Genomic DNA, 23768 nt, shown 5'->3' with positions numbered 1-23768 from the left:
GAACCTTCATGTCGAAGAGATCGGTCCTGCTCCGCGCCGCACTGGTCACGACCGCCGCGACCGCGGCCGTCACCGCGCTCGCGGCCCCGGCGTCGGCCGCGCCGGGCAGTGCGACCCATAACGGCAAGACCCTCTCCGCCTCCAACGCCACCGGTCTCGCCGCCGCCGGGGAGACCATCACGGTCACGGGCAGCGGTTTCAGCTCCACCGAGGGCTACTACGTCGCGCTGTGCGCCGTTCCGGAGGACTACAGCTACGGCACCAAACCGAGCCCCTGCGCGGGCGGCGACGGCCAGGGCGGCACCGGTGTCGGCCCGTCCGCCTGGGTCACCAACTTCCCGGGCGGCACCTCGCCGATCGCCTCGAACGGCACCTTCACCACGCGGATCCGGATCGCCGAGGTCAACTCCGGTCTCGACTGCTCGAACCCCTCGGTGACCTGCGCGATCATCTCGCGTCGCGATCACTTCGCCTCGAACGACCGGAACGCGGACGTCTTCATCCCGGTCTCCTTCTCCTGATGGCGGGCCGGTCGCGGGGTAGGGCAGGCCCCACCCCGCGATCGGCGGCCCGCCGGATCCCTTCTCCCCGGGGAAATCCCTAACTTTCGGGGTATGTTCCGGATCGCGGCCACCGCCGCCCTGCTGACCTTCGCGACGGTCCTGAGTGCCCCCGCCGCCCAAGCCGCGACACCCGCCGGCGTCTTCGACGAGATACTTCCGCGGAGCCTTGCCGAGCATCACATCCCCGGTGCCGCCGTGGTGGTCGTCGAAGGCGGGAAGACCGTGTTCTCGAAGGGTTACGGAGTGTCCTCAGTGGACACCCAGGCCAAGGTGGACCCCGAGCGCACCGGATTCCTGATCAACTCCGTCGGCAAGTCGATCGCCGCGACCGCCGCGATGCAGCTGGTCGAACAGGGCAAGCTCGCGCTGGACGCCGACGTCAACACTTACCTGAAATCGTTCAAGATCCCCGAAACCTTCCCCGGTCGTCCGGTCACCCTGTTCTCCCTGCTGACCCACACCGCGGGTTTCGAGGACCGCGTGTACCGGATGTTCACGCCGCGGGACGAGAAACTCCCTTCGCTCGCCGAGCACCTCGCGAACGAGATGCCCACCCGCGTCCGCCCGCCCGGCGACGTCGCGATCTACTCGAACTACGGCTTCGCGCTGGCCGGGCATCTCGTGGAACTCGCGTCCGAACAGTCCTATTCGGACTACGTGCGGCAGCACATCTTCGAACCGGCGGGGATGAAGGACAGCAGCGTCGCGCAGCCCACCCCGGACGTCCCGTTGGCGAGCGGGTACCGCTGGGACGGTGCCGCACAGGTCGTCCCGCCCGCCAACTTCGGCCCCGAACCGCCCGCCGGTGACGGGAACGTCGCCACTCCGGCCGACATGGGCCGCTATCTGTCCGCGAACCTCGTGCCCGGCGTGTTCAGCCGCTCCTTGCTCGACCAGCTGCACGGCGCGCGGTTCCGCAACGACCGGCGGCTGCCCGCGATGGGGTTCGGCTTCTCCGAGCGGTATCTGAACGGCCTGCGCATGGTGGAGAAGACCGGCGACTCACCGGGGTTCTTCAGCGTGCTGGAACTGATCCCCGAGAAGAACACCGGCGTGTACCTGGCGTTCAACGGCGGCGCGTTCTCCGGCGACGCCGCCGCGGTGACCGCCGAGGTGCTCAGGGCCTTCGTCGAGCGGCTCCAGCCCGCCGCTCCCGTTCCCGCGCCCGTGACCCTCGCGGGTGATGTCTCGCGGTTCGAAGGCAGCTACACCAACACCCGGTTGGACTACGACAGCTTCACGAAGGTGCGTGCGCTCGCGGGCGGCGTCACAGTGACCGCCGATGGCGACGGCGTGCTGACGACGTCCGGCCTCGGCGAAGGAACCCGGCGATGGACACAGACGGAGCCCGGGTTGTTCACCGACGCGGCGGGTGAGCGGCTCGCGTTCCGCGAGTCCGGCGGGGAGATGCTGCTGTTCGCGGGTGACGACCCGAACTCCTCCTACCAGCGCACGTCGTGGCTCGAAGCGTCCTCCACACACTTGCTGATCCTCGGTATCGCGCTGCTGCTCCTGCTGGGCGCGCTGGCGTGGTGGCCGATCCGCGCGTTCGTCCGGCGAGGCCGTGAGCGGAACCCGTCGGGCGCCCGGTTCGCGACCGTCGCCGCCTGGTCCGCGGCCCTCGCGGTCCTGCTGTTCACAGGCGGTTTCGCCCTCCTCATGAGCGATCTGAGCGCCGCGGCCGTCGCACTGACCTCCGGGCACTCCCCCTTGCTGAGCGTCACGCTGCTCCTGCCGAACGTCGTCCTGCTCCTGACCGGCGCGGCCGTCGTCTGCACGGCGCTCGCGTGGCTCCGCCGCTGGTGGACCACCCCCGCCAGGATCACCTACACGGTGGTTTCCGTGGCCCTGGTGGCCTTCCTCGGGGTGATCACCTCCTATCACCTGGTCGGGCTGCCCTACCTCGCTTGATGACTGCCGTCACATCGCCTTGACCTCCAGCTAACTGGAGCTAGCAGGGTGGGTTTCAGGCGGTGGCCCCACCGGGTACAGCCGCTACGAACGGGTCGTTCCACCTGGGGAGAAACGCGGCGCCCCCGGTCGCCGCAAACGGGTGAAGACGACTAAGTTCGTCCTTGGAAACTTGTGTCGAAGACAGAAGGAGGGCCGATGGCCCGCTACGTGCTCCCCGATCTCGACTATGACTACAGCGCTCTGGCGCCGCACATCTCGGGCGAGATCAACGAGCTGCACCACAGCAAGCACCACGCGACCTACGTCAAGGGCGCGAACGACACGCTCGACAAGATCGCCGAGGCCCGCGAGGCCGGCAACTTCGGCGACATCGTCGGCCTGCAGACCACGCTGGCGTTCCACCTCGCCGGGCACGCCAACCACGTCGTGTGGTGGAAGATCCTCTCCCCGGAAGGCGGCGACAAGCCGACCGGCGAGCTGGCCTCCGCGATCGACGAGGCGTTCGGCTCCTTCGACAAGTTCAAGGCGCAGTTCACCGCGGTCGCCACCACGATCCAGGGCAACGGCTGGGCCGCGCTCTCCTGGGACCCGATCGGCAAGACGCTGATCACCCAGCAGCTGCGTGACCACCACAACAACCTGGTCCTGCCGACCACGCCGATCCTGCTGGTCGACGTGTGGGAGCACGCGTTCTACCTGGACTACAAGAACGTGAAGCCGGACTACGTCAAGGCGCTCTGGAACATCTTCAACTGGGCCGAGATCTCCAAGCGGTTCGACAACGCCGTCGCCGGTGGCAACGGCCTGCTGCTCGGCTGACTCTTCTCGCCACAAAACGGGGCTCTCCTTCACGGAGGGCCCCGTTTTTCATTCCTTGACCTCCAGCGAAGTCGAGGTGCCAAAGTGGACTCATGGACGTCGCCGCATACCTCGACCGACTCGGGCTCGACCGTCCCGCCACCGCGGACGTCGCCGCGCTGCGGACGCTGCAGGAACGCCACCTCGCGGTGGTCCCGTTCGAGAACCTGAGCATCCACCTCGGCGAACCGATCGTCCTGGGCACCGAGGCGCTGTTCGACAAGATCGTGCTCCGGCGCCGTGGTGGCTTCTGTTACGAGCTGAACGGGCTCTTCGCCGCCTTGCTCCAGGAGCTGGGGTTCGACGCCGGGTTGAGGCCGGCGAAGGTGTTCCGGCCGGACGGCACCCTCGGGCCGCCGTTCGATCACGCGGTCGTCCAGGTCGAGCTGGATGAACCGTGGCTGGCCGACGTCGGCTTCGGCCGGTTCAGCCGGTTCCCGCTGCGGCTGTCCGCCACCGAGGCGCAGGCCGACCCGGAGGGCGAGTTCCTGTTCCTCGACGCACCCCACGGCGACATCGACGTCTTGCTCGACGGTGCTCCCCAGTACCGGATCGAGCGACGGCCGCGGGACCTGGACGAGTTCGTCCCGACGGCGTTCTGGCAGTCGACGTCACCGGAGTCGCCTTTCACGCGGGGGCCGACCTGCTCGCTGCCGGCTAAGCACGGCCGGGTCACGCTGGCGCGTGACAAGCTGATCGTCACCACCCACGGCGTCCGCGAGGAGACCCGGCTTTCGGGTGATCAGGAGATCCTGGACGCCTACCGGAAGGAGTTCGGGATCGAACTCGACCGGGTGCCTTGACCGAATCGGCGCGGTCATCGACCATGAACCCTCCGGAATGAACGAAGCCCCGCCTGCGGGGGTGACCCGGTTGCGGGGCTTCGTCCGTTCCCGAACTGACTGCCGCTCCCACCACGAAGCGGACATGTATGAGGTTAGCCTAACCTCATCTACCCCGACAAGGGGTTCGGCCGAGAGATGCCGATCTCACCCTTCCGGGTGACGGCACACTTGTCCCCATGAGTCTTCTGAGCGGTAAAGCCGTGGTGGTCACCGGCTCCGGGCAGGGTCTGGGCAGGGCTTTCGCCCACCACGCGGCCGCACAGGGCGCGTCGGTCGTGGTGAACGACGTCGAAGCGGGGCTCGCGGACGAGGTCGCGAGCGAGATCCGCGATCTGGGCGGGCTGGCCGTGTCCCATGAGGGCTCGGTCGCCGACGCGGCGCTGGCCGCCGGGCTGATCGACCGATGCGTCGCCGAATTCGGGAGGCTCGACGGCCTGGTCAACAACGCCGGCGTCAACTACCGGGCCGACCCGTGGGCGGACGACCCGGCGCGGATGCGCGAAGTGGTCGAGGTCAACGTGCTCGGCCCGCTGTTCTGCGGGACCGCGGCGGCGAAAGTGCTGCGCGAACAGGGCGGCGGCGTGATCGTGAACGTCGGGTCCGGCTCGATGATCGGCCAGCGGCGCGCGGCCGCGTACTCGGCGTCGAAAGGCGCAGTCGCCTCCATGACCGCCTCCTGGGCGGCCGACCTGGCCGAACACGGCATCCGGGTCAACGCCGTCGCGCCGGTGGCCTGGACGCGGATGGCCCGGAACGACCCGACCGTCGTCCAGACGCCGCAGCACACCCCGGAACGGGTGGCGCCGCTGGTGACCTACCTGCTCAGCGACCTGTCGGCGGGCGTCACCGGGCAGATCCTCCGGTTCCGCGGCGACATCCTGTGCGTTCTCCGGCAGACCGCGATCAAGGAACCCGTGCTGGAGCGGGGCATCTGGACGGTCGAAGACATCGCGGACGCCGTGGGCGGGGAGCTGCGGGAGGCGCTGGAGCCGCCTCCCTCGGCGAGGTGGCGGTGAAGTTGCGCGAAGGCGACTGGCGCAGTGGTCGTCTATGAAGGATTTGGGACGTTGAGCGTCCCAAATCCTTCATAGACGCGAGGCAGCCCGGCCCACTCCGCGGATCCGCCCATCGGGTGGGCGTTTCGCCGGACAGGCGGCGCCTGACGGGCTAGCTTCACCCCGTGGCCACCCCGAACGATTACCGCGCCATCGCGCGCAGAACCGACCGTCCGATGTGGATCTGGGCGGGCTGCGCGCTGGTCAGTGTCCTGCTGCTGTTCGGGGTGGGTATCGCCGTCGCGATCACCCTGCTGAACCGGGACGACACCGGTACCGAGGCGGAGCTCCCCGAAGTCTGGCCCTCCAAGTCCGGACAGGCGCTTCGCCCGGTCCTGATGCCGACGGGCGAGATGATCGCCGCGCTGACGGCCGAAACCAGTGCGCAGGTGCTGTGCCAAGCGATCCCGGAGCAGCGCTGGGAGGAGATCCTCGGCGACCGCACGCTCCGCGAGGCGGGCCGGTCCTGTCACGCGGTCACCACGAAACTCGACGTCAGCGCCCAGATGGCCCCGCGCTGCCCGAGGACACGAGCCAGGGCCTGCCCACGAAGACCACGGTCGCCGGCAAGCTCGCGGTCATCGCCACGGACAAGGACGGCACCAGCCTGAGCGTCGAACTCGTCGAGGTCGCGCCGCGCAACGGCGCCACGCCGGTGCTGCACGTTTCGCTCCGCGGCAGGATCGTCGACAGCCCCGAAACCGAGAAGAAGGCGAGGGCGCTCGCCGAAGCGCTGATCGCCGGCGTGACACCGCCGGGGCCGAAGTTGCCGAAAATCGGCGAGGACGGCGAGATCGCCCTGGAGAAGACCGAACCGGGCCCGATCAAGGACCGGCCGCTTCCGGTGATTTCGTGGCTGTTGTGCGGAGAACTCGGCCGCGCGCTCGGTGTGCCCGCCGACAACGCGAAGCCGACCTTCTTCGCCGCGTGCGAGCTGAACGGAGTGACCGCGGACTACAGCGAACTGTCCTCCGTCGTCGCTCCGACCACGACGATCGCGGGGCTGCCCGCCCAAGTCGACGGACGAGGCGTCTTCGTGCAGCTCACCGATGATCCGGCCGGGCAGACGCTCAAGTTCAAGGGCACCGGCGATCTCGTGGCACTCGCCGAGAAGATGGTGCCGCCGCTGCTCGGCCGTTAGACCCGGTAGTTCGACAGCAGGTCGCCGAGCAACGTCTCGTACGCCTTCCGGTCGAACCTCGCCCCGGTGAACCCGTCCTCGTCCAGGCCGTCGAACGGCTCGTAGTCGGTTTGCCAACCGAGGGCCCGCCACTCGACCACGTCGTCGCCGAACACGACCTCGACGCTGTACGCGCCACAGCCGAGGTCACCGCACGCCGGGCACACCAGCAGCGCCACCCGGCCGTCGTCGAAATCACCCGGCAGTTCGCCCAGCAGACGGCGAAGCGTCTCGACAGCGGCCTCGCGCCACACAGCGTCGTCCAGGAACAACGGTGTCTGCTGCTGCGAGGGAACCATGGTGCGCAGCGCGACGCCGTCGATCGTCCAATCGAGGAACCGGGCCTCGCCGTCGGTCCACCGAGTCACCGACGGTTCGACGCCGAGTCTGTTCACACCCGCTCCCGCTTCAGCACCCGCAGACCGTTCCCGAATCGCCGCACCGGCAGGCTCACCCCGCCACGCCGAATCAGCACGACGGCACAGGCTATCGCGGCGAGCGCCGAGACCGCGCCGCCGATGTAGAACGGCGAGCGGCCGCCGAAGGCGTCGGCCATCCAGCCGGTCATCGGGCCGCCGATGGGGTTGCCGCCGATGAGCACCAGCACGTACAGGCCCATCACGCGGCCGCGCATCTCCGGGCTGACCGCGGTCTGCACCAGCGCGTTCGCCGTGTTCAGGAAGGTGATCGTGGCGAAGCCGAGCGGAATCAGCGCGAGGCCGAAGGTCAGGTAGGTCGGCATGAAAGCGGTGATCACCTCGAACGCGCCGAGCAGGAACGCGGAGATCAGCAGTAGCCGCACGCGCGGACCACCGCGGGTGTTGCGGCGGGCCGACATCAGCGCGCCGGTGAAGGTGCCGACGGCGACCAGTGTCGACAGCAGGCCGTAGCCATCGGCGTTGGTGTGGAAGACGTTCGCGGCGACGATCGGCAGCGACGTGAAGTACGTGATGCCGAACGTGCTCACGAAGAACACCAGCACCATCACGGTCATCAGGTCGCTGCGCCGCCGCACGTACCGCAGCCCCTCGACGAGCTGCCCCTTCTCGCGCGGGATGGCCGGGCCGCGGAACAGCTTGTCCGGGTTCATCATCACCAGCGCGGCGATGACGGCGCCCGTGCTCACCGCGTTCGCCATGAACAGCCAGCCGGTGCCGACCCAGGTGATCGCGAAACCCGCGATGGCCGGGCCGACGATCCGGGCCATGTTGAAGATCGAGGAGTTGAGCGCGACGGCGTTGGTGACCTTGTCCCTGCCGACCATCTCGGCGACGAACGACTGCCGCGCGGGCACTTCCAGCGACGCCGTCACGCCGAGGGTGAAACAGAGCAGGTAGACGTGCCAGAGCGCCGCGATCCCGCTCAGATCGAGCGCGCCGAGGACGACCGCCTGCGCCAGCACGGCGATCTGGATGCCGATCAGCAGCCGCCGCTTGTCGACGCGGTCGGCGAGCACCCCGGCCCACAACGAGAGGAACAGCGTCGGCAGGAACTGCAGGGCGACCGCGATGCCGAGCGCGATCGGGTCGTTGCCGCTGAGGGTGAACACCAGCCAGTCCTGCGCGATGCGCTGCATCCAGGTGCCGATGTTCGAGATGACCTGGCCGGTGAAGAAGAGCCGGTAGTTACGGACCTTCAGCGAGGAGAACATGCTCCCGCGCGGCTTCTCGGGCGCGGGAGGCGGTGGTGGAGCGGGTTCCCGGGTAACGGTGTTCTTGGAAGGACACTGTGTTTCGTTACCCGTGGTCGTCACCGCTGTTAGTTCCCCGCCATCCTGTCGATGATCTCGGAGGCGCGAGAGAGCACTTCACGTTCTTCGGCGCTCAACTCCGCCAATTGCTTGTCCAGCCAGATCTCCCGCGCGGTGATCTGTTCGATCACGTAGGCCCGGCCGCGGTCGGACAACTCGACGATGGCCTGGCGGCCGTCCGTCGGATGCGGCCTGCGCTCGACGTAACCCATCTCCTCGAGCGCGGCGATCACCCTCGTCATCGAGGGCGGCTGGACGCCTTCCTTCGCGGCGAGCTGACCGGGGGTCAGCGCACCGCATTTGTGCAGCGTCGACAACGCGGACACCTGGGTCAGCGAGATGCCGTCACCGGCACGCTGGGCCCGCAGCCGCCGATTCAGCCGCACCACCGCGAGACGCAGGCGGCTCGCCAGTGAGCGCTCGTGCGTGTCTCCGGACATATAGTTAGCTTACCTCACGATCGGATCATCGGCCCGTGAGATCGCCCACGGCTGACATAACCGCTGGTCAGCTGAACGCGGCTTGGATGGGGCCGACCGCGAAGTAGGCCACGAACATCACCGCGATACCCCACATCAGCGGGTGCACACCCTTGGCCTTGCCGGTGACCGCGCGGATGACGACGTAGCTGACGAAGCCGGCGCCGATGCCGTTCGCGATCGAGTAGGTGAACGGCATGACCACGATGGTCAGGAACGCGGGCAGCGCGACGGTGAAGTCGGCGAAGTCGATCTCCTTGACCTGGCTCATCATCAGCGCGCCGACGACGACCAGCGCCGGCGCGGCGGCCTCGACCGGGACGACCTGATAGAGCGGGGTCAGGAACATGGCCGCGATGAAGAGCACCCCGGTGACGACGTTAGCGAGCCCGGTCCTGGCGCCCTCGGCGATGCCGGACGCGGATTCGACGAACACGGTGTTCGAACTCGAAGACGCGAACCCTCCCGCCACCGCGGCGGTGCCGTCGACGAACAGCGCCTTGCCGACATTCGGAAGTTTGCCGTCCGGCGGGAGGAGGCCGCCCTCCTTCGCCAGGCCGGTCATCGAGCCCATGGTGTCGAAGAAGTCCGCCAGCACCAGGGTGAACACCAGCAGCACGACGGTGATGATCGGCAGTCGCGTCCAGGCGCCGAAGGAGATGTCACCGAGCAGCGAGAGGTCCGGCACGCCGAGGACCTGATCGGGCAGCGCCGGGTAGCCGAGGTTCCAGCCCTGCGGGTTGACGCCCTTCGACGGGCCGACCTTGGTGATCGCCTCGATGACGATCGCCAGCACGGTCGAGGCGAGGACACCGATCAGGATCGCGCCCTTGACCCGCTTCGCCACCAGGATGCCGGTGATGAGCAGGCCGACGACGAACACCAGCGTCGGCCACGACGCGATCGAACCGTTGATGCCCAGCCCGACCGGCACGGTGGTCTTCGCGTCGTCCGGGACGCGGCGGACGAAGCCGGCGTCGACCAGGCCGATCAGGCAGATGAACAGGCCGATGCCGACCGCGATCGCGGATTTCAGCGGCGGCGGCACGGCGTTGAACACCGCCGTCCGGATACCGGCGAAGACCAGCAGGACGATGACCAGGCCCTCGATCACCACCAGGCCCATCGCCTCGGGCCAGCTCATCTGGGAGGCGAAGGTGACCGCGATCAGGCTGTTGATGCCGAGGCCGGTGGCGATGGCGAACGGGTAGTTCGCGACCAGCCCCATGACGATGGTCAGCACTCCGGCGACCAGCGCGGTGACCGCGGCGACCTGGGGGACAGGGAGGATGTTGCCGAGGACGTCCTTGTGCGCGCCCGCGTCGTCGGCGGAGAAGCTGCCGAGGATCAGCGGGTTCAGGACCACGATGTAGGCCATCGTGAAGAAGGTGACGACCCCGCCGCGGATCTCCCGCCCCGGTGTCGAGCCGCGCTCGCTGATCTTGAAGAACCGGTCCAGTGTGGACCGGGTGCGCTGCTCCGCCATCGCTTACCACCCTTCGCCCGTTGCCGGGTACCCTTCCCCACGTGGGCGAATCGATCAATTCCGGGGAAGTAAACGGTTCATTGCGGCCAACGCCGGAACTGCCGAAGCGGCTGACCGACCTGACGCCGGTCGTGATCGTAGGTACCTCGCTCTGGGCGGTCGCGACCGTGGTCCTGTTCTTTGTGACCGACGGCATCTGGGTGCAGACCGCGTTCTCCGGCCTCGTGCTCGGCTTCATCGGTCTCGCGATCATCGCGTGGCAGCGCGCCGCCGCCCGCCGGGGCTCGAAGGGCGCCCAGGACCTCTAGCCCCACCCCCGCAATTCGTCATCTACTTGCGACGTGTGCGCTCCGCACCCATCGCAAGTAGATGACGAATTGCGTCAGTTCAGGAGGGCGGAAGGCGAGGGGTCGTCGAGCAGGGCCGTCAGGACGTGCCGGTCGGCCCAACGGTCGGTGGCCCAGGCGAAGGCCCGGCCGAGGCCTTCAAGGGTGTCGGCGGCGTGCAGCCTGCCGTCGGACCACCAGGCGACCTCGTGCTCCGCGTCCTCGAAGGTCACCGTCAGCGCCTCGTGCAGCAGCACCCCGCCCTCGGGCAGTTCGACGCCCAGCTGATCGGCGGCCAGCCGGAGCGCGGACAGCTTCGTCCACGGCACGAACTCGCCGTCTTCGGTGACCTTGGCGTCGAGACCGCTCGCCACCGGCAGGTCCAGCAGTTCCGCCAGTGCGGCGGCACCGCTCGCCGCGACGACCATCCGCTCCGGCGCCAGCACGGCCGCGAACCACGGCACGTCGAGCACGACGGCGTCGCGAGCGTCGACGGCCGAGCCGTCCGCGGCGCGGACGCGATCCGGCGCGGCAACGTCCACTGTGTACTCCGCGAGGGCCGCGTGTGCCCGGGAAGCGAGTCCAGGACTCACCGTGCGCTCGGGATCACCCAGCCGCTCCAAGAGATCTTCGACGTCTTCGGCGTCCGTCCCCAACTCCGTCCGAACCCCGGCGGCGAGCAGGATCTCCTTGCTCAGCCCCGAATCCGGGACGACGTCGTAAAGCCCGGCCAGCGCGGACGCCTCCGGCATCCGCCAATCGAGCGGCGCGTGCCCGTCCAGGAGCGCGTACCGCGCGAGCCACCAGCCGGTGTGCCCGCCGGGTTCGGTGAGGGCACGCCAGGTTTCGGGACGCGCCGCGAGCAACCGCAGCGCCTCCGGCCAGGCGTCGTCGGCGACGAGATCGAGATCGCGCACGGCCAGCACCCGCGACGGCGGACGCTCCAGGGAATCCCACCAGTCGTGCTCGTCGGGCAGACCGTGCTCGGGTTCCAGCGGTTCGTCGTCGGTGATGATCGCGAAGGAGTCCAGGACGCCGACCGCGACGAGCGTGGCCACCGGCCAATCCTCGGCGAATTCCTCGTCCAGTACCGACAAGGCGCCGTCTTCTTCGAACACCTCGGGATCGAAGATGTCGCCCAGCGGCGACGCGGGCAGGACGAGTTCGTCCGCGCGCCGCCAGCCGTCCTCGCTCGGCAGGGCCAGCGCACCCGCCCAATCGGGGGCCTCGTCGCCGACCTCGGCGATCAGGCGGAGCACCGCGCCCGCGAGGGCCATACCGTCCAAACCGGACCGGACGTCTTCGACGCTGCGTTCGACGGCGGCGCTCAGCGCGTCGGCTTCGAGCAGGTCACCCGCCTCGGCGTGCTTGGCTCCCAAGCGTTCCAGCAACGGATGCGCCGCGGCCGGGTGCACGAGTCGCAGGCCGATGATGTCCACATCGGACAGAAGTTCGAGCAGTTCCGCCGAGCCGCCGACGAGCAGTGCGTCGCGAACGCCCGGCAAGGTACGGCCGTCCGACATCGGCACCGGCAACGCGCCGAGATCGTCCTTGGTCAGGTCGTGCGCTTCGAGCGCCGGGAGCAGCACGTCGTAGAGCGAACGCCACCACGAGGGCTCGCGCTGCGCCCCGGTCAGCAGATCGATGGCCTCGGCGGGCGAAAGCGACTGCGCGCCGACGGCGCGAAGGTCCACACCGGACAGTGAAGTCAGCCCGGGCACGAGGTCCGCCAGCAACGGCGCCAGCCCCGGCACGTCCACCGACAGGACACGCGCCCGACGCCCCGGCAAGTCGTCACCCGATTGCGCGGGAAGCCAGGGCGAGTCGGCGAGATTCTCGAGGATGGCCTCTCGCAGCGTTCCGTCCACAGTGGAACGCGGGAAGCCCGCGCCGGGTACGAGCGCCAGACGTTCCATGCCCGGCAAGGAACGGACGAGTTCGACGTACTCCCGCGCGGCGTTCTTCAGCGCCGCCGTCAGCTCCGGACCCGGCAGCGCGCGGCGGCGGGACGGCTCGATCGGCAATGTCGCGATGAGCCTGGCAGGCAGGGAAAGCTCGTCATCGGTCGGGGTCGGCGCGTGCAGGACGTCTTCGCCGAGCGGCCGGGGCGAACCGGAACCGTCCAGCGGGACGGCCCAGACGACGTCACCGCGATGGACCTGCCAGTGCTCGGAACCGTCCGGCGACACGAGCTCGACGACCCCGTCGCCCAGCTCGGATCGGCGCCAGACACCGCCCTCGACCTCGATGCTTTCGATCCAGGACAGGGTGAGCAGAAGATCACCGATGTCGTTCTTCAGCTCCGCCAGCAGGGCCTGGCCGTCGACGCCCTCGCGCAGCGGAAGCCGGACCTCGGTGCTGAAGCCTTCGGGCACGGGAGGTTCGGCTTCGGCGACGGGCCACGGAAGCCGGAGCACCGGAACGTCACCGGTGCGGCCGGCTTCGGCCCGCGTGCGTTCCGCGGAGAAGGCGACGCCACCGGTCACCGAAACGATCCTCGGCTCGGCGGAAACCGTGAGCACGGCGGCGAACCCGACGCCGAAGCGGCCGACGGTCTCCTCCCCCTTGCCGGAAGCGCGAAGGGAGGCAAGCGATTCGACACCGCGGGCGTCCAAGGGCGCGCCCGTATTGGCGAACCTCAGCTCACCGTCCACAACGGACACCCGGAGCGTGCCGCGTTCACCGGCGGCAAGGGCGGCATCCGCGGCGTTCTGCGCCAGCTCGACGAACAGCCGGTCACGATAGCCGCCGACCCGCAGGTCGTTCTCGGTGTTCGTGTCCTCGGTGAACCTCGTCGGCGAATCCGCCCACGCCCGCAGGACGGCGGCGCGGAGCCGCTCGGTGCCGAACGGGTCAGTGCTCACTGGCGCTTTCGGCCTCGACCTGTGCTTCGTCGCCGGTCTCCTGCACGGCGGCCTCCGGCTCGACCTCCGGCTGGACCTCGGCGGTCTCCGGCGTCTCGGCCACCGGGGCCTCGGACTCGTCGACGACCGTGGCCTCGGCGGGCTCGGGCTCCGGCTCGGCGGAGGTCTCCGGCTCGGGCTCGAAGTCGATCAGCGAGTCGTCGTAGACCAGTTCCGCCACCGGCACGGACGAGGTCACCTCGACCTCGATCTCGGAATGCGCGCCGCAGCCGTACTCGACGTCGACGACGTGCCCGTCCGCCGGGGAGATGTCGTTGGTGCACGCGCCGAAGGCCGCGCTGAGCGACCCGGCGAGCGGCACGAAGAACCCGCAGCTCCCGCAGACGTCCGGCGCGCTGCGCGCCATGTCCGACCGCGGGCCGAACTCGCCGCTGTGCCAGCGGGCGGCGGCGTCGAGCCTGCCGTGCCGGGACAGCACGTGGACCCGCCCGAGACCGGCCTCCATGGCGGCCGCTTCGACCGCGGGGTCGTCGGACTCCAGGTACGCCGGGACGAGCCGCGGGTCGTCCTTCTCCACCGGGAAGATGTCGCCGACACCGAGGTCGCCCGCCTGGACGCGGCGATCCCACGGCACCCACGCCGGGGCGACACGCGCTTCCGGACCGGGGATCAGCACGACCTCGCTGACCGTGATCGGCTCTTCCTCGCCGGCGAGCGCGACCGTGACCGACCAGCGCCAGCCCCGATAACCCGACACGGTCGCCTCGAACAGGTGGCTCGCGGAAACCGCGTCCTCCCGGTCCACGCCGACGTGCGCGCCGACCTGTTCGGCACCGGCGTCCTCCAGCACCGCCGCACGGGCGAGATCGACCGCCTCGGCGAGTTTGCGCTGGATGGAGCCGTCGTCCAGGGTCAACAGCAGGGTCATGCCCCCATTCTGCCGCACGCGATATCGCGGTCCGTGTCAGGCTGTCCGCGTGCGCACGCTGATGACCCTGTCGCTCCTGCTGGCCGCCGTCCTCGGTGGCTGCGCCGCCGCGCCGGTGAGCGACGCCGCCCCGCCCGCGCCCGAGAAGCTCGAGGTGCGGGTGGTCTCGACGCTGCCCCACGACCCGGCCGCCTTCACCCAGGGCCTCGAGTTCTCCGGCGAGACCCTGTACGAGGGAACCGGTCTGGTCGGCAAGTCGTCGATGCGGGCCGGGCCCGCGGGCGCGGCGCCGTCGGCCCGGCAGGACCTGCCCGGCCTGTTCGGCGAGGGCATCACCGTGCTGGGGCCGACGGCCTGGCAGATCACTTGGAAGGACGGCGTCGCGATCGAACGCGACGCCAAGACGCTGGCCGAGCTGAGGCGCGTGACGTACACCGGCGAAGGCTGGGGGCTGTGTCACCGAGACGGGCAGCTGGTGATGAGCGACGGCTCGTCGAAGCTGACCTTCCGCGACCCCGTGACCTTCGCGCCGACGGGCGGCGTCGAGGTGGGCCGTGACCAGCTGAACGAGCTGGAATGCGTCGGGGGATCCGTGTACGCGAACGTCTGGCAGACCGACCGGATCCTGCGCATCGACGCCGCGACCGGGCGGATCACCGGCGAGATCGACGCGTCCGGGCTGCTCACTCCCGGGGAACGGAGCTCCGCCGACGTCCTCAACGGCATCGCGGCGGTGCCGGGGACCGACGAGTTCGTGCTCACCGGCAAGCTCTGGCCGAGGATGTTCCGCGTGAAATTCGTCCCGGCCACCTAGAAAGCAGTGGTGAACGCGCGAAGCGAGACCCGCGTAAGGCAGGATTGAAGCGTGGGAATCTTCGGCTCGAACTCTGGACCCGACGGCACGCCTTCCGGCAGGCCGGGCAAGGAGCGTGGCCGCAAGAGCAAGCGGAAGTGGACGCCGGAGCCGGGAGCCGCCCAGGCGCGCAACTGGTCCGCGCCGCCGCCGACCCGCGTCGACCAGCAGCCGGTGCCGCCCGCGGCCCGTCCGCAGCACCAACCCCACTACCAGCCGCATCCGGCCGGGCCGACCGCCGACGAGGCGCGCACCAGCGCGATCCCGATGGGGCACCACCAGCCACCCCCGCCGCCTCCGCCTCGGACCCCGCCCCGTGGCGCGAGACCGTATCCGGATCCTTCGCAGCGGCAGACCGAACCCGTCCGGCGTCGTCCGGGCGGGTTCTACGACGAGCACCCGCCCGGCAGCGGTGAGTACGAGCACTACGACACCGGCGGTTACGCGGGTGAGCCGCGGGTCGCCCAAGAGCAGCCGCACGAGCATCCGACGACCGCGGTCCCGCCACGCGCGGGTTCCCTGCCGAAGATGCCGAAGAAGATCACGGTCACCCGGGTCGCGGCGATGCGCAGCCGTCAGCTCACCGGGCAGGCCGTCGGCGCCTTCCAGCGCGCGACGAAGGCGGACGGCGCCGACAAATCGGGCCTGACGTCGCTGACGTACGCGGTGATGCTGAACTACGCCAGCGACGCCGCCATGGCGATCGCGCTGGCCAACACCTTGTTCTTCGCCGCCACCAGCGGGGAGAGCAAGGGCAAGGTCGCGCTCTACCTGCTCATCACGATCGCCCCGTTCGCGCTGGTCGCCCCGGTGATCGGCCCGGCGCTGGACAAGATCCAGCGCGGCCGCAGGCTCGCGATGTGCGTGTCTTCGGCAGGCCAGGCGCTGATGGCGATCGTGATGGCGCTGCACTTCGACGACTGGCTCCTGTACCCGGCGGCGCTGGGCATGATGGTGCTCTCGAAGTCGTTCACCGTGCTCAAGGCCGCCATGACCCCACGGGTTCTGCCGCCCGAGATCACCCTTTCGAAGACGAACGCGCGGCTGACCGTGTTCGGCCTGGTCGCCGCCGGCGCGTTCGGCGCGCTGGCGAGCGGGGTCAACGCGATCTGGGGCTCGCAGGGCGCGCTGTGGTTCACCATGCTGATCTGTGTCGCCGCCGCGGTGCAGTCGATGCGCATCCCGTCCTGGGTCGAGAAGACCGAGGGCGAGGTGCCGGCGTCGTTGTCCGCGCATCCCGAGCGACGGGTCAAGAAGCAGCGGCAGCCGATGGGGCGGCAGATCGTCGTCTCGCTGTGGGGCAACGGCACCGTCCGCGTGCTGACCGGTTTCCTGATGATGTTCTCCGCGTTCGCGGTGAAGGCGCAGGCCGAAGGCAGCGGGCAGAGCCCGTTCGAGCAGCTGCTGCTTCTCGGCATCATCGGCGCCGCGGCCGGTGTGGGCGGTTTCCTCGGCAACGCGCTGGGTTCGCGGCTGCACTTCGGCAAACCGGATCAGGTGATCCTGGCCTGTGTCGGAGCCTGTCTCGGCATCGCGATCATCGCCACCGTGGCGGCGGGGCTGGCGACGGCGGCGATCGTGGCGCTCGTCGGCGCGACCGCGAGCGCGCTGGCGAAGATCAGCCTCGACGCCGTCATCCAGGAGGATCTGCCGGAAGAGTCGCGCGCGTCGGCGTTCGGGCGGTCGGAGACCGTACTGCAGATGTCCTGGTGTTTCGGCGGTGCCGTCGGCCTGCTTCTGCCGCCGACGTACTGGATCGGCTTCCTGGTGCTTTCGATCCTGCTGGCCTTCGGGTTCACGCAGACGTTCATGGTCCGGCGCGGCACTTCGCTGATCCCGGGCCTCGGCGGCGACCGGCCGCTGCGCCCGGAGCCGACCAGCGAATCGCCGATCCCCTCGCAGCCCGGTGACTCCCGGTGGCGGCCGGGCTCGTAATCTTCACCGTATGCGGCGACTTCGTATTTTGGCCCTACTCGCGGCGGGTGGTTTCGTGGTGGCCGGTTGTGCGGCCCCCGGTCCCGAAGAGGTGACCTTCTTCGCCGACGGGAAGACGGTGAACGTCGCTCCGCTGGCGTCCTGCGACATCAAGAGCGCGCAGTGCACCACCCGGCCCGACGCCGCGGGCAAATTGCGCATCCGGCCGGGGAAGCCGGTGCAGATCTCGGTACCGAGCGCGATCGCGGAGACGCCGTGGAAGGTCACGGTGCAGTACGTGAACGGCAAGGGCGAGCCGCAGGAACTCAAGCAGGACATCATCACGTCGCTGGACCGGTTCGCCTACACCGTGACGACGCCCCGGCCCGACGACCAGATTCTCGTCGTCGAGGTCGCGCAGGCTTCGGTGATCAGCCAGACCGGGCGTCCGGAGGACGCCGAGGCGGTCACCACGGCGATCTGGTCGCTGCAGGTCGAGCCGCCCGCCGCCTGAAGTACATGAAGGCCCCCTTCATTGCGCCTAGCGCAGTGAAGGGGGCCTTCATGTACTTCCAGGGAGCAAGGGACCTTTGCTACCACCCGCGGATCCCCCCTGAGCTGAATCGCGTGAAGGCCCCCTTCCCACGGCTCAGCCGAGGGAAGGGGGCCTTCACGCGCTTGGGCCACAAGGGCGCGCCGATCAGGGATCGAGGTCCCGGGCGACGGCACGCATGATCTCGGCGATCTGCTTCGTGTTCTTGCGGTCCGGGTAGCGATTGCGCCGCAGGTCCGGCTGCACCTTGAGCTCGAGCAGCTTGATCATGTCCTCGATGAGCCCGTGCAGCTCTTCGGCGGGACGGCGGCGCGCCTCGGCGACCGACGGCGGCGGGTCCAGCAGCCGGACGGAGAGCGCTTGCGGGCCGCGGCGGCCGTCGGCGACACCGAACTCGAGGCGCTGCCCGGCCTTGAGTCCTTCGACGCCCTGCGGCAGCGCGGCTTTACGGATGTAGACGTCGGCGCCCCCATCCTGGGTGACGAAACCGAAACCCTTCTCCGCGTCGTACCACTTGACCTTGCCGGTCGGCACTTCCCTCACCAGTCCTTTGCTGTCCTGCTCACAACGAACGCGCCCGGGGGCGTACCCAGGGCGCGCGTCCCATAAGCGTATCTCGCCACATGCCCTGTGGAGAAGCGGATACCGGCGGATACCCTCTGCTTCATGGAGACCGCAGTAAAGGAGGCCGCTGTGGCCGTCCCCGGGAAGCCCGGCAAACCGATCCTCATGCGCGTCGGCATCGGCCTGTTCGCGCTCGGCATGCTCGCCGTCACGGCGGTGTTCGTGCTGTTCGCCGCCGGGCTGGAGAACCTGCCGGTGTGGCTGTCCGCCGCGGCGGGCGTGATCACTCCGCTGGGGCTCGCCCTCGGGCTGATCGCCCTGATCCGCGAGGCTCGCCGAAAGAGCTGAACCAGCCGGGGAACTCGGTCAGCGAGTCGAACACCACGTCGGCCCCTTCCGCGAGCAGCTCGTCCTTGGTGCACGGGCCGGTCGTGACCCCGATGGGGACCGCGCCCGCCGCCAGCGCGCCGCGGATGTCGCCGAGGTGGTCGCCGACGTAGACACGGACGCCGTGCTCGGTGAGCGCGGCGGCCTTCTCCGTCGACCACAGCTCCCCGACCAGGACGTCGACCTCGAAACCGAGCGCGTCCAGGTGGAGTTTCGCGTTGGGCCCGTACTTGCCCGTGACGACGACGGTGCGCCCGCCCGCCTCGCGGACCGCGTGCAGTGCCTCGGCCGCGCCGGGCAGCGCGACCGTCACGGGCACGACCGTGTCCGGATACATCGCGCGGAACCGGGTGACCAGCTCCGGGATCCGCTCCTCCGGCGCCCCGAAGCCCCGCAGGCTGGCGTCGAGGGGCGGGCCGAGGTTGGCCGCGAAGAATTCGCCGTCCAGCGGCAGGCCGGACTCCACGCCGAGCGCGTTCATCACCGCGACCATGCCCGGCCGCGGATCGATCAGTGTCATGTCGAGGTCGAACCCCACGGTGATGCCCATACGGCCACGGTAGCCGCCACCACCGACCGATTTACATCGCATGGCCGCCCGTCAACTTCTTTGACATGGACGCGATCTGTGTCAAGCTGGGAATGTGGGCGAGATCACGAGCTTCTCCGATCGGACCAAGGCCTCTCTGCGGGAGGCGCTGCTCGACGCGGCCACCGAGCTGCTCACCGAACGCGGCTATGCGGCCTTGCGGATGGCGGACGTCGCCGCTCGCGCCGGGGTGAGCAGGCAGACCGTCTACAACGAGTTCGGCACCAAGGCCGCGCTCACCGAGGCCGTGGTCCTCCGGACGACGTCGGAGTTCCTGGAAGGCATCCGGCTGAGAGTGCAGGACGCGCCGGACCTGCGCGCCGGGATCCGCGAAGCGGTCGTCTACACGATCGAGCACGCCCGGGAGAACCGGCTCGTCGCCACCACGCTGGGCACCGAAGCGGGCGAGGACCTCCTCCCCCTGCTCACCACCAAGGGCGAGCCCATCCTGACCGCGGCCACCGAGGTCGCGGCCAGGCAGTACCGGGAGTTCGAGCCGTCGCTCTCCCCGGAATCCGCCACGCTGCTGGCGGAGACCGTCGTGCGGCTTTCCCTGTCCCATCTCGTCATGCCGACGCATCCGGCCGACGAGGCGGCGGCCTCCGTCGTCGCCGTGCTGGCGCCCGCGATCCGGGCGCTGACCACCGATTCGTCCACAATGGAGTGACACGAAGGGTACGTCATGACCGATACGCTCTCCGAACTGCGGACCGGTTTTTCCTCACTGCGCAAGGGCGGGCTGAACTGGGATTCGTTCCCGCTGCGGCTGTTCGTCAAGGGCAACAAGAAGTTCTGGAACCCCGCCGACATCGACTTCTCCCGTGAGCGCGAGGGCTGGGACTCCCTCAACCCGGAACAGCAGCGGTCGACGACCTATCTGGTGGCGCAGTTCATCGCGGGCGAAGAGGCGGTCACCGAAGACATCCAGCCGTTCATGCGGGCGATGTCCGCGACGGGCCGCTTCGGCGACGAGATGTACCTGACGCAGTTCTGTTTCGAAGAGGCCAAGCACACCGAGGTGTTCCGCCGCTGGATGGACGCCGTCGGGCTGACCGAGGATCTGCATCCGTACGTCGCGGAGAATCCGCACTACCGCAAGCTTTTCTACGAGGAGCTGCCACAGTCCTTGCGCGCGCTGGAGGACGATCCCAGCCCGCTCAACCAGATCCGTGCGAGCGTCACCTACAACCACGTCATCGAAGGCAGTCTCGCGCTGACCGGGTACTACTCGTGGCAGCTGATCTGCACGCAGCACGACATCCTGCCGGGAATGCAGGAACTGGTGCGCCGCATCGGCGACGACGAACGCCGCCACATGGCCTGGGGCACCTTCACCTGCCGTCGTCACGTCGCCGCGGACGACTCGCTGTGGGACGCGGTGCAACAGCGGATGGGCGAACTGCTTCCCCACGCGCTGGGCATGATCCAGTGGGTGCAGGACCAGTTCGAGGAGATCCCGTTCGACAACGATCCCGAGGAGATCATCCAGTACGCGGCCGACCGGGCGCAGCGGCGTCTCGGCGCGATCGAGTCCGCGCGCGGGATGCCGGTGGAGCAGATCGACCTCGACTATTCGCCGGAGAACCTCGAAGAGACTTTCGGCGAAGAAGACGCGAAGGCGATCGCCGCGGCCGCCACCACCACCGCGGCCTGATCGCGCGTGAAGGCCCCCTTCCCTCGGCTGAGCCGAGGGAAGGGGGCCTTCACGGACTTACCCGGCGGGCCAGTAGACGGCGCGCGTGCGGCCGTTCTCGTTCTCGGACACGCCGATGATGGTCCCGTTCGGAGCGATGTGGGTGGCGACGCTGTAGGTACCGCCTGGCAAAGCGCCGAGCACCGTCCGGGTGCCGTCGGCGGCCCACTTCGCCGCGATGTTGTCCTCCAGGCCCACGACCGTCCCCAGCCGGTCGATGTCGTAGCCCAGTCCGCGTTCGGTCGAAAGCGTCGTGCGGGTTCCCGCCCGGTTCCACTTCGCCGGGCTCTCCGTACCGAACACCAGGTAACCGCCACCGGCGGCGGCCCCGGCGTTGTTGACCGCCTTTGCCCAGGCCGGCCCGCTCTCCGGGTACTCCAGCCAGGTCATCCGCCCGTCGCGCTCCCAGCGCACGGGTTTGGGGTTGCCGTTCAGCTCGGCACTTCCGACGATCACGCCGAAGTCGTTCATGTCCTCCGGCGTGCTGTACGGATTGCCGGGGGAAAGATCGGTGATCGCGCCCGCGAGGTTCCAGCGCACGACATGGTTGTTCCCGGCGGCGTCGGAAGCCGTCCCGGCGACGGTCCTGCCGTCCGGGGTGATCCATTCCGCGTTGGCGTAGGTCCCGCCGGGCAGGCCGCCGAGGTCCACCACCGTCCCGTCCGGATTCCACCGCACGGCGTGCAGCTTCCCGTCCGCGGCCCGTCCGGCGCCGACGATGACCCCGCCGTCGGTGATCGCGTTCGCGATCGCGTGATCCCCGCCGGGCAGGTACGGCAGCGCGGTGACCGTGCCGTCCGGCGCCCACTTGACCGCCGTCTGGTTCCAGGTCGCGTCCTTGAGGGCCCAGCCGACCGCGGCGCCGCCGCGGTTGACGTCCGTCGCCTTGCTCTGTTCACCGCCGAGGCCCGGCAACGCGGAGATGCGTCCCTGCGCGTCCCATTTCGCCGCGTGGTACTTGATCTGGCCGTCCAGCGGCGTCGAGGAGCCGACCATGACGCCGCCGTCGTTGACCGCGTTGACCTCGCTGTACTGATCCCCTGGCAGGGTTCCGAGGTCGATCGGGGCGAGCGCGGGAGCGGCCGCGGCCACTCCGGGCGCGATCAGCGGCAGGATGGCGAGCGAGACGCCCAGGGCAAGAACTCTTCCACTTCGCTTGAGTTTCATTTTTCTCCCCTTCGCGGCGGTTCGGATCCACCGCGAAGGGAACACGCCCGGGAGGTGTGACAGGTTGCCCTGAAGTGTCAGGCGTGCTTCGTCGCCGCCGCTTTCTCCAGCCCGAGGATGCTGATCGACTCCGCCCTCATCTCGACCTTGCGCACCTTTCCGGTGACCGTCATCGGGAACTCGTCGACGACGTGGACGTAACGCGGGATCTTGTAGCGCGCCAGCTTCCCTTCGCAGAACTCCCGCACGGCTTCGGCCGTCAGCGGCTCCGCGCCCTCGCGCATGCGGACCCACGCCATCAGTTCCTCGCCGTACTTCTCGTCGGGGACGCCGATGACCTGCGCGTCGAGGATGTCCGGATGGGTGTAGAGGAACTCCTCGATCTCGCGCGGGTACAGGTTTTCACCGCCACGGATGACCATGTCCTTGATCCGGCCGGTGATGTTGACGTACCCGTCGGCGTCCATGATCGCGAGGTCGCCGGTGTGCATCCACCGCGCCGTGTCGATCGCCTCGGCCGTCTTGTCTGCCTGCTCCCAGTATCCGAGCATCACCGAGTACCCGCGGGTGCAGAGTTCGCCGGGTTCGCCGCGCGGCACGGTCAGCCCGGTCTCCGGATCGACGACCTTGACCTCCAGATGCGGCCCGACCCGTCCGACCGTCGACACCCGCCGCTCCACCGAATCGTCCGCGCGCGTCTGCGTGGACACCGGCGACGTCTCGGTCATGCCGTAGCAGATCGACACCTCCGCCATCCCCATCCGGTGGATGACCTGCTTCATCACCTCGACCGGGCACGGCGAGCCGGCCATGATGCCGGTGCGCAGCGAGGACAGGTCGTGGGAAGTGAAGTCCGGGTCGGCCAGTTCGGCGATGAACATCGTCGGAACGCCGTACAGCGACGTGCATTTCTCGGCTGCGACGGCTTCGAGCGTGGCCTTCGGCTCGAACGCGGGCGCCGGGATGACCATGCACGCGCCGTGGGAGGTCGCCGCGAGATTGCCCATCACCATGCCGAAGCAGTGGTAGAAGGGCACGGGGATGCAGATCTTGTCGGCTTCGGTGTAGTTGCAGAGTTCGCCGACGAAGTAACCGTTGTTGAGGATGTTGTGGTGGCTCAGCGTGGCGCCCTTGGGGAAACCCGTGGTGCCGGAGGTGTACTGGATGTTGATCGGGTCGTCCGCGGACAGCTCCCCCTGGCGCTCGGCGAGCCGCGCCGGATCCGCGTCGCGTCCGTTCTCCAGCAGCGACGTCCACTCCGCGCTTTCGAGCAGCACGACATGGTCCAGCGCCGGGCATTTCGGTCCCGCTTCGGCGATCATGCCCGCGTAGTCCGAGGTCTTGAACGACTTCGCGGCCACGATGAGCTTGATCCCGGCCTGGTTCAGCACGTACTCGAGTTCGTGCGAGCGGTACGCCGGGTTGATGTTGACCAGGATCGCGCCGATCTTCGCGGTGGCGTACTGGACACAGGTCCACTCCCACCGGTTCGGCGACCAGATGCCGACGCGGTCGCCCTTGGCGATCCCGAGGTCGAGCAGGCCCAGCGCGAGCGCGTCCACCTCGGCGGCGAGTTCGGTGTAGGTCCAGCGTTTCCCGGCGGCGCGGTCGACGAGCGCGTCCCGGTCACCGAAGGCGGCGACCGTGCGGTCGAAGTTGTCCCCGATGGTGTCCCCCAGCAGCGGGGTGTCCGAGATTCCCGATGTGTAGCTGCGCTGAGGGGTTCTCGGCGGGAAGGCGTGCCTCGAAGCCGGTACTGCGGGGGCGTCGGGCATGGAGACTCCTGCGTTCGGCGGTATC

The 23768-nt window shown here is 69.1% G+C and carries 24 protein-coding genes; 14 read left to right on the top strand and 10 right to left on the bottom strand.

Features of this window, described 5'->3' with window-relative positions:
* The first annotated feature begins 8 nt into the window (after positions 1 to 8).
* The 7 genes from BLW75_RS28925 to BLW75_RS43630 all read left to right on the top strand — a co-directional run bounded on the left by BLW75_RS28925 (position 9) and on the right by BLW75_RS43630 (position 6376).
* Positions 9 to 521: a hypothetical protein gene (locus tag BLW75_RS28925; protein ID WP_034308417.1), complete on the top strand. Its 513-nt coding sequence runs from the start codon at positions 9 to 11 to the stop codon at positions 519 to 521.
* A gap of 93 nt (positions 522 to 614) precedes the next feature.
* On the top strand, positions 615 to 2474 hold the full coding sequence (locus BLW75_RS28920) for a serine hydrolase domain-containing protein (RefSeq protein WP_091598520.1): 1860 nt from the start codon (positions 615 to 617) through the stop codon (positions 2472 to 2474).
* Positions 2475 to 2672: 198 nt separating this feature from the next.
* Positions 2673 to 3296 carry a superoxide dismutase gene (locus BLW75_RS28915; RefSeq protein WP_016337537.1) on the top strand — a complete coding sequence of 208 codons (624 nt, stop codon included), beginning with the start codon at positions 2673 to 2675 and terminating at the stop codon, positions 3294 to 3296.
* Positions 3297 to 3388: 92 nt separating this feature from the next.
* A complete protein-coding gene (locus BLW75_RS28910; RefSeq protein ID WP_034308415.1) occupies positions 3389 to 4138 on the top strand; it encodes an arylamine N-acetyltransferase family protein in 750 nt (249 codons plus the stop codon).
* A gap of 218 nt (positions 4139 to 4356) precedes the next feature.
* Complete coding sequence (locus tag BLW75_RS28905) at positions 4357 to 5196, top strand: SDR family NAD(P)-dependent oxidoreductase (protein ID WP_034308412.1); 840 nt, start codon at positions 4357 to 4359, stop codon at positions 5194 to 5196.
* Positions 5197 to 5360: 164 nt separating this feature from the next.
* Positions 5361 to 5846 carry a hypothetical protein gene (locus tag BLW75_RS43635; protein WP_241783431.1) on the top strand — a complete coding sequence of 162 codons (486 nt, stop codon included), beginning with the start codon at positions 5361 to 5363 and terminating at the stop codon, positions 5844 to 5846.
* 44 nt (positions 5847 to 5890) lie between these two features.
* Entirely contained in the window at positions 5891 to 6376 is a 486-nt protein-coding gene (locus tag BLW75_RS43630) for a hypothetical protein (protein WP_241783429.1), read from the top strand.
* Here BLW75_RS43630 and BLW75_RS28895 read toward each other — a convergent pair.
* The 4 genes from BLW75_RS28895 to BLW75_RS28880 all read right to left on the bottom strand — a co-directional run bounded on the left by BLW75_RS28895 (position 6373) and on the right by BLW75_RS28880 (position 10130).
* Positions 6373 to 6810 (bottom strand): hypothetical protein, encoded by a 438-nt coding sequence (locus BLW75_RS28895; protein WP_034308409.1) that lies wholly within the window; start codon positions 6808 to 6810, stop codon positions 6373 to 6375. The two genes, BLW75_RS43630 and BLW75_RS28895, sit on opposite strands and share 4 nt — an antisense overlap.
* On the bottom strand, positions 6807 to 8066 hold the full coding sequence (locus BLW75_RS28890) for an MFS transporter (protein ID WP_034308406.1): 1260 nt from the start codon (positions 8064 to 8066) through the stop codon (positions 6807 to 6809). The genes BLW75_RS28895 and BLW75_RS28890 overlap by 4 nt, the downstream gene beginning before the upstream one ends.
* 107 nt (positions 8067 to 8173) lie before the next feature.
* Positions 8174 to 8605 (bottom strand): MarR family winged helix-turn-helix transcriptional regulator, encoded by a 432-nt coding sequence (locus BLW75_RS28885; protein WP_016337543.1) that lies wholly within the window; start codon positions 8603 to 8605, stop codon positions 8174 to 8176.
* A 67-nt stretch (positions 8606 to 8672) separates the two neighbouring features.
* Positions 8673 to 10130, bottom strand: coding sequence for an NCS2 family permease (locus tag BLW75_RS28880; protein WP_034308403.1), 1458 nt, complete (start codon positions 10128 to 10130; stop codon positions 8673 to 8675).
* Positions 10131 to 10210: 80 nt separating this feature from the next.
* Between BLW75_RS28880 and BLW75_RS28875 the strand changes: the two genes are divergently transcribed.
* Positions 10211 to 10438 (top strand): DUF2530 domain-containing protein, encoded by a 228-nt coding sequence (locus BLW75_RS28875; RefSeq protein ID WP_034308400.1) that lies wholly within the window; start codon positions 10211 to 10213, stop codon positions 10436 to 10438.
* Between the two features lie 74 nt (positions 10439 to 10512).
* Here the strand turns inward: BLW75_RS28875 and BLW75_RS28870 are convergent, their stop codons facing one another.
* Both BLW75_RS28870 and BLW75_RS28865 read right to left on the bottom strand, forming a co-directional pair.
* Positions 10513 to 13320 carry a sacsin N-terminal ATP-binding-like domain-containing protein gene (locus tag BLW75_RS28870; protein WP_034308397.1) on the bottom strand — a complete coding sequence of 936 codons (2808 nt, stop codon included), beginning with the start codon at positions 13318 to 13320 and terminating at the stop codon, positions 10513 to 10515.
* Positions 13310 to 14248: a DUF3027 domain-containing protein gene (locus BLW75_RS28865; protein ID WP_034308394.1), complete on the bottom strand. Its 939-nt coding sequence runs from the start codon at positions 14246 to 14248 to the stop codon at positions 13310 to 13312. Before BLW75_RS28865 ends, BLW75_RS28870 begins: the two co-directional genes overlap by 11 nt.
* Before the next feature lie 49 nt (positions 14249 to 14297).
* On the opposite strand from BLW75_RS28865, the gene BLW75_RS28860 reads away from it, so the two are divergent.
* Genes BLW75_RS28860 through BLW75_RS28850 form a run of 3 tightly spaced genes read left to right on the top strand, consistent with a single transcriptional unit; the run spans position 14298 to position 17529 of the window.
* On the top strand, positions 14298 to 15062 hold the full coding sequence (locus BLW75_RS28860) for a glutaminyl-peptide cyclotransferase (RefSeq protein ID WP_034308392.1): 765 nt from the start codon (positions 14298 to 14300) through the stop codon (positions 15060 to 15062).
* Between the two features lie 51 nt (positions 15063 to 15113).
* Entirely contained in the window at positions 15114 to 17036 is a 1923-nt protein-coding gene (locus BLW75_RS28855) for an MFS transporter (RefSeq protein WP_034308390.1), read from the top strand.
* A 28-nt stretch (positions 17037 to 17064) separates the two neighbouring features.
* Entirely contained in the window at positions 17065 to 17529 is a 465-nt protein-coding gene (locus tag BLW75_RS28850; protein WP_034308387.1) for a DUF2771 family protein, read from the top strand.
* 186 nt (positions 17530 to 17715) lie between these two features.
* Here BLW75_RS28850 and BLW75_RS28845 read toward each other — a convergent pair whose 3' ends face one another.
* Positions 17716 to 18102, bottom strand: coding sequence for a cold-shock protein (locus BLW75_RS28845; protein WP_016337551.1), 387 nt, complete (start codon positions 18100 to 18102; stop codon positions 17716 to 17718).
* 132 nt (positions 18103 to 18234) lie between these two features.
* Between BLW75_RS28845 and BLW75_RS28840 the strand changes: the two genes are divergently transcribed.
* Positions 18235 to 18480, top strand: a complete 246-nt coding sequence (locus BLW75_RS28840; RefSeq protein ID WP_091598517.1) for a hypothetical protein — start codon at positions 18235 to 18237, stop codon at positions 18478 to 18480.
* On the opposite strand, the gene BLW75_RS28835 is transcribed toward BLW75_RS28840, so the two are convergent.
* Positions 18416 to 19069: an HAD family hydrolase gene (locus BLW75_RS28835; RefSeq protein WP_034308383.1), complete on the bottom strand. Its 654-nt coding sequence runs from the start codon at positions 19067 to 19069 to the stop codon at positions 18416 to 18418. The genes BLW75_RS28840 and BLW75_RS28835 overlap by 65 nt on opposite strands.
* Before the next feature lie 94 nt (positions 19070 to 19163).
* Between BLW75_RS28835 and BLW75_RS28830 the strand changes: the two genes are divergently transcribed.
* Both BLW75_RS28830 and BLW75_RS28825 read left to right on the top strand, forming a co-directional pair.
* The gene (locus tag BLW75_RS28830) at positions 19164 to 19775 is read left to right on the top strand and encodes a TetR/AcrR family transcriptional regulator (RefSeq protein WP_198935692.1); all 612 of its coding nucleotides are present in this window, start codon (positions 19164 to 19166) and stop codon (positions 19773 to 19775) included.
* A 15-nt stretch (positions 19776 to 19790) separates the two neighbouring features.
* Positions 19791 to 20762: a R2-like ligand-binding oxidase gene (locus BLW75_RS28825; RefSeq protein ID WP_034308380.1), complete on the top strand. Its 972-nt coding sequence runs from the start codon at positions 19791 to 19793 to the stop codon at positions 20760 to 20762.
* A gap of 57 nt (positions 20763 to 20819) precedes the next feature.
* Here the strand turns inward: BLW75_RS28825 and BLW75_RS28820 are convergent, their stop codons facing one another.
* A complete protein-coding gene (locus BLW75_RS28820; RefSeq protein ID WP_034308377.1) occupies positions 20820 to 21968 on the bottom strand; it encodes a hypothetical protein in 1149 nt (382 codons plus the stop codon).
* Between the two features lie 77 nt (positions 21969 to 22045).
* Positions 22046 to 23743 carry an AMP-binding protein gene (locus tag BLW75_RS28815; protein WP_034308375.1) on the bottom strand — a complete coding sequence of 566 codons (1698 nt, stop codon included), beginning with the start codon at positions 23741 to 23743 and terminating at the stop codon, positions 22046 to 22048.
* Positions 23744 to 23768: the final 25 nt, after the last annotated feature.

Origin of the sequence: Amycolatopsis lurida, from assembly GCF_900105055.1 — a bacterium.
GTDB lineage: Bacteria > Actinomycetota > Actinomycetes > Mycobacteriales > Pseudonocardiaceae > Amycolatopsis > Amycolatopsis lurida.
Note: the sequence above shows the minus strand (reverse complement) of the source record. Positions and strands in the feature narration are given on the sequence as shown.